5 protein-coding genes are annotated in these 6,000 nt (G+C 40.9%); all 5 read left to right on the top strand.

The window, feature by feature from the left end; all coding sequences use genetic code 11:
• Window positions 1-184, top strand: a 184-nt coding sequence (locus tag CUU66_RS24525; protein WP_219622775.1) for a hypothetical protein, incomplete at its 5' end; no start/stop codon positions are given.
• 32 nt (window positions 185-216) lie between these two features.
• Window positions 217-1,059, top strand: coding sequence for a DUF1206 domain-containing protein (locus CUU66_RS02880; RefSeq protein ID WP_101640175.1), 843 nt, complete (start codon window positions 217-219; stop codon window positions 1,057-1,059).
• A gap of 879 nt (window positions 1,060-1,938) precedes the next feature.
• On the top strand, window positions 1,939-2,970 hold the full coding sequence (locus CUU66_RS02875; protein ID WP_101640174.1) for a class I SAM-dependent methyltransferase: 1,032 nt from the start codon (window positions 1,939-1,941) through the stop codon (window positions 2,968-2,970).
• Window positions 2,971-3,071: 101 nt separating this feature from the next.
• Window positions 3,072-5,390 carry an ATP-dependent DNA helicase gene (locus CUU66_RS02870; RefSeq protein ID WP_101640173.1) on the top strand — a complete coding sequence of 773 codons (2,319 nt, stop codon included), beginning with the start codon at window positions 3,072-3,074 and terminating at the stop codon, window positions 5,388-5,390.
• Window positions 5,391-5,493: 103 nt separating this feature from the next.
• Entirely contained in the window at window positions 5,494-5,664 is a 171-nt protein-coding gene (locus CUU66_RS02865; protein WP_101640172.1) for a YozQ family protein, read from the top strand.
• Window positions 5,665-6,000 lie beyond the last annotated feature (336 nt).

The following is a 6,000-nucleotide window of genomic DNA, read 5'->3' as shown; positions in this document are numbered from 1 at the left end:
TTTTACGATGAGTAAAATTCCACTGGCTTTTTTACTTCAGAGGAGGATTTGTCCCAGCCTCTTTTTGTCTGAACAAATTCGTCAAAACACACTGCAGGTAGACCGGAATTGGAATACCCATAAAAAGGAACGCTCATTTTTCCCTTTGTTAGTTTCTAACCTGCCTAATGCGGGAATGAAATAACATGTGGTTGAAATCGAGAGGAGTTTCTCTAAATGCTAAACGTAGAAGCTGAGAAGAACGTTAAAGCCCAGGCAAAAAAAACCTCACATGAACTAAAACCCTGGATAAAGAAGTTCGCCCGGGCCGGCTTTATGGCTAAGGGCACTGTTTATTTCCTGGCTGGCGTTTTGTCCCTATTCGCAGCATGCGGCATGGGCGGCGATGCTAAGGGAACAAGCGGTGTCCTGGGGTCCGTTGTGAGCAGGCCGTATGGAGAAGTGATTGTATGGATTATTGCCATGGGCCTGGCAGGCTATGTAATGTGGCTGTTCTTTCAAGTCATAAATAAACAATCAAAACCTAAGCATGGACTGAAGGATATACTGAGGAGGATTGGGTATGCCATCTCTTGCGGAATTTATGCAGGACTGGCTGTTAAGGCGTTCTCACTTGCTGTCCATGCCGGCACGAAGGGTAATGCCAAACAAACTTGGACTGAAAAACTGCTGACAGTGGACGCGGGGCAATGGATTATTGGAATCATTGGAATAGGGATCATCGGCTTTGGCATAAGTGAAATATATTCCGGGTGGAGCAAGAGGTTTTTAAAACAATTCGACACTGCAGGAATGAACCCGAAAGAAATAGAGGTAACAAAGAAATCGGGAAGGGTCGGGCTTATATCAAAAGGAATCGTGTTCTGTTTCCTTGGATACTTTGTTGTGAAGATGGCTGTAACAGTCAACCCAAATAACCCCAAAGGGCTAGATGGAGCATTAGAAAAAATGCTGCACCAGCCATACGGACCATGGATTCTCGGGATTATATCCATTGGTCTGGCAATCTACGGCATCTATGAAATCATGAAAGGAAAGAATAAACATATCGTCATCTAAGAAATTAACCAATAAGTGAGGTTTCTTCGCCACTTATATATAAGGTGTTAGTGAATGGGTGTAAATAAGTTTTGCAAAAAACCAAATATTTTTAAGCATGTTTAAAAAGAAAGCGGCTGGGGAAAAGAGTACTACGAACCTAATTGAAAAGAGTAATCAATTTTCTTTCAGTAACAGGCCTTGACAAAGTGAAATATCCAGGTTATAATTATTACTTAGTTTCATTAATATTAGTTGAGGATATTAAATGAAAATATCGAGGGTAATTAAAAGCAGAATTTTATTAGACTTTAATTACAACATGATATTTCCGCTTAATGTTAACCCAAGTGCATGCTGCTGCACTTATTAAGCTGGGGTAATACCGGCATATAGAACATGCTGCTCTATATGGAGAACAGTTACAGCTAAAAACGTAGATTAAAACGGTGTTGCCGTATATTATAAAATTTTGCTGAAAGAGTCAAAACCTTGTTTTTCAACTGGCGCGACCTAGGAGTCGCAGGATGGAAGAGAGGTAGGGCTTTCATATTTAGGTTTTGAATGTTGATTACTCTCACCTAAATATATACTATCTAGCTTAATCTAATAATTAGGCTGGAAAAGTGATATCATTAAAACAAATATTTGTTCCATAAAGGTGCTGCCATTTATTTGGCTGCACCTTTTCCAATTTCACAGAATGTAAAGGGTTTTTTATGATACATATGGAATAGGTATTATATGGTTCAATCTGCAGAACGCATGTGGATTTAAGAATTAAACTATAACTTATGTGCTATGCCAAAGGTTGATTTGATTTTCGCACAGGTTGATCCCAATGGAATCGACAGCCTGGTTAAAAGAGATTACATAAAAAAATTCAGGAGTGGATAAACGATGCTGGACATTGAAACGGATCTTAACCAGCCGTCAGCTCATACAGCGCTTACTCCATCTTACAGAATCGACACAAGAAACTATAGCGAAAAAGAATACAATAAATTTGTAAAAGTGAATACCGTCAAGGACTGGTCTTCCATGAAGTGGAAGGATATAGGGAGACCCTTTCAGGTGACTTCCTACGCTAAAGAAAAAAAAGAGTGGGAAGTGGAAAACAGACGTGAACTCCCCGCCCATACTTCCTGGGAAATGTTTAATAAGTCGTTTCATGAGTGGTTTGTTAAAGATGTCCCAGGTGAAATGGATAAAACCAAGAAAGCCTTCTTCACAAGCCTCAAACAATTTAAGCCGGCCGACACAAAGGCTGCCGTCGGAGATCTTATCAAAATTCATCTTTGGAATTATGTACATAGAATCCAGGATGGAATATGGGATCCCCGGGGAAAGAGGGCCTTATTTGAAGGCCTCGATGTAAAAGCGCCCAGAATATTGTTCCTCGGTGCTGCAGAAGGATATGAAGCCATGCAGCTGGCTGCTCTATATCCAGGAAGCGAAATAGTGATGGTTGATTATGATTCTTTCTGTAAAGATACCCGGTATGGAGAATTTCTGGAATCCTATCCTTTTTTGGGTGAAAATCCATTGACTGGCAGTAAAAAAATTTATTATAAGACAGACTTTCCAACAGAGTACGTCGTATCTGATATAAGGAAGCTAGGGTATACCAATGAATTTGATATCGTCCTGAGCGTAGGGCTGCTTGAGCATTTTCCAGATGAATTGAAAGCAGAGGTTGTAGAATGGCACAGGAAATTCGTAAAACCGGGCGGGTATATGATCATGACAACCCCGAGGGCCCAGCTTCGGTCGAAATTATATTATGAAATTATGGCAGATGTGATGAATCACACCTATCGAGAGTTAATGACATTAGAACAGATGGGTTTATACCTCTACGAAAACGGACTGGATATTCTGAGGTCTGGGTACATCAAGGTCCATAATGGGATCGTGGCTAAGGCACGCTGATCTGATCATGAGCCGGCAGGTTAATGGCCGGCTTTTTTACTGTGGATTTGGCGCAAGGTAATGATATAGTAGGGGTAAAAGATTGAATATAGGGTGATAGGATGCAGAAAGAAGTTCGTTTGTCTGTGAGGCCATTAGTTGAATATGTGTTTAGCAGCGGCAGTATTGAAACCGGATTCAGGTCCTCCACAGCCTTGGCGGAAGGTACAAGAATCCATCAAAAAATACAGCAGACCTACAAGGAGACGGACAGAAAAGAAGTGTTTTTACGTACCGAGCTCTCACTTGAACATGTAACCTTTAAGCTAGAGGGGCGCTGTGACGGACTAATATCGGAAAATGATGAAATCATCATTGACGAAATCAAGTCAACTAAAAGACAGCTTCATGAAATTACAGAAGATACCTTTCCGGTTCACTGGGCACAGGCTAAAGTGTATGCCTATATGTATGCGAAAGAACATGGAACAGCCCATATGACTGTACAGCTTACATATGTACATGTACATACAGAAGAAAAGGCTGTTTTTAGAAAAAAATTCAGTTGGCTTGAGCTCGAGTCATTTATTTTTTTTGTACTGCAAGAATATGTACCTTACGCGAACTTAAGGCTCCAGCATCTGTATGAAAGAAATATCAGTATAAAAAACTTGATTTTTCCATACCCTGCCTATCGAAAAGGCCAAAGACAGTTAGCGGGAGCGGTATATAAAACGATATCAGAAAAGAAAAGTTTATTTGCCAATGCTCCCACCGGCATTGGAAAAACGATATCTGCCACTTTCCCCTCCATAAAGGCATTGGCGGAAGAGAAAGGAAAGAGGCTGATTTATCTAACCGCTAAGACCATCACTAGACAAGCAGCTGAAGAAGCTTTTTATCTCATGGGAGAGAAGGGCCTTATCATTCATTCCGTTACCATAACAGCAAAAGAGAAAGTGTGTTTTAAAGAAGGCTTTCATTGCAGCAAAGACAGCTGTGAGTTTTCGGATGGGTATTATGACCGGATAAATGGGGCAATTCTCGATATGTTAGCTAACGAAACGATCATGGACCGCAAAGTAATCGAGCGATATGCTGTGAAACATAAAGTGTGCCCTTTTGAATTTTCCTTAGATGCTGCTTATACAGCAGATGTTATCATTTGCGATTACAATTACATTTTTGATCCCAAAGTTTCATTACGCAGACTTACTGAAGAACAGAAGAAGGAAACGGTGCTGCTTATAGATGAAGCCCATAATCTGGTGGAACGGGCAAGGAATATGTTTTCGGCAGAGATCATAAAATCTGAATTTCTTCAGTTGAAAAGAGAATATAAAAATAAGAGCAAAGTCATTTTTGAGGCGGCTAAAAAACTAAATGATTATTTCATAGCTGTTAAAAAACAGATTCCTCCTTCGGGATTCATGGCAGTTAAAGAGATTCCTGAGGAATTGCTGGGTTTGGCAGACCAATTTGCCGGTTTTGCAGAAGCTGAACTGATTTCGGGGGGGACAGAGAATTCTGACCTGCTTATTGAAGCATTTTTTCGGGCGGGCGATTTTTTAAGGATAGCAAAGCTATTTGATGAACGATTTGTATTTTTTTGCGAAAAAGATAGAAATGAGATAAAGGTATCGCTGTTATGCCTGGATCCGTCGATGCTGCTGCAAAAAACAGGAAAAGGCTATAGATCAAAAATCTATTTCTCAGCGACACTGCAGCCGCTTATGTTTTACCAGGATATGCTGGGTGCTGACCAAGAAGATTATCATATTTCGGTCCCGACACCATTTGCTGCAGAACAGACAGAGATATTGGTTTACCCGTTATCCACCCGTTATCATGATAGACAAGGCAGCTTAGTACCTATTGCAAATTTCATTTATGAGCAGCTAAGCGGCATGCCGGGGAATTATTTAATCTTTTTTCCTTCTTATAAATATATGAACGATGTGTTGACCGTATTTGCAGAAAAGGAATTCCCGGGGAAGATTACCATACAAAACTCCAATATGACTGAGGAAGAAAGAGAATCTTTTTTAGCTTCATTTTCTAAGGATTCTAAGGAACCCCATACTGGATTTGCTGTAATGGGAGGTATCTTTTCTGAAGGAATAGATTTAAAAGGAGACAGGCTGAATGGCGTCATAGTCGTAGGAGTGGGCCTGCCGCAGGTAAACCCGGAAAGAAATCTGATGAAAGAATTTTTTTCAAGCCAGGGGAAGAATGGATTTGATTATGCCTATGTCTATCCTGGAGTGAATAAGATACTTCAGGCAGGAGGCAGGCTGATCCGGTCTGAAACCGACACCGGCACGATTGTTTTGATTGATGACCGTTATCTTACGCCGAAATATAAATCCATGCTGCCCGAAGAGTGGCGCGAGTATAAAATTGTAAAAGCCGAACATGAGCATGGCTTGGATCGGGATTAGGCCCATAGGCTGCATGACACCTTATTAAACGGACTCGTAAAAAATAGGATTATGTGAGGCCGTGAAGGGGTACATATACGTATCACCAAGGGAGGCGATACGTATGAGCGAAAACAAAACTACCGCTGAAAAAGTAGCCGGTAAAAACTACAATCCTGAGAAAACTGAAAATATGGACGAGACGACAAAAGGTCTTGCTGAAACTCATGAACAGGTTAATGATTATTATGTGGGTAAAACGGTGGACAGCGAATCAGAAAACGGATCAAAGTGATGAGCGTTGTACTTCCGCGTTCTCAGGCTGCCGGGGATGTCTCGGCGGCTTATTTTTTTCCCTGTTTTAAGTAATCCTGATCTTTTTTAAGAGCTGATATTAAATAATTTCGATATAAAGAGCAGCTGTCAAGCTCCTTTCATAAAGACAATGAAGGACAAAATCAGTGAATTTGTTGACGAAAGCGTCCTTCATCCGGGCGATGAAGGACAAAATTCGTACCCGGCGGCCTTAAAACGTCCTTCATAAAGGCGATGAAGGACAAAATCAGTGAATGAGTTCAAGAAAACGTCCTTCATCCGGGCGATGAAGGACAAAACTTGTACCCGGCGGCCT

Source organism: Peribacillus deserti (assembly GCF_002863585.1).
GTDB lineage: Bacteria > Bacillota > Bacilli > Bacillales > DSM-1321 > Paraperibacillus > Paraperibacillus deserti_A.
This window is presented reverse-complemented; position numbering and strand designations above follow the sequence as displayed.

Excerpts from the sequence above, each read along its gene's own strand:
- CUU66_RS02880 (WP_101640175.1), top strand. The coding sequence starts at position 217 with ATGCTAAACGTAGAAGCTGAGAAGAACGTTAAAGCCCAGGCAAAAAAA.
- CUU66_RS02875 (WP_101640174.1), top strand. The coding sequence starts at position 1,939 with ATGCTGGACATTGAAACGGATCTTAACCAGCCGTCAGCTCATACAGCG.
- CUU66_RS02870 (WP_101640173.1), top strand. The coding sequence starts at position 3,072 with ATGCAGAAAGAAGTTCGTTTGTCTGTGAGGCCATTAGTTGAATATGTG.
- CUU66_RS02865 (WP_101640172.1), top strand. The coding sequence starts at position 5,494 with ATGAGCGAAAACAAAACTACCGCTGAAAAAGTAGCCGGTAAAAACTAC.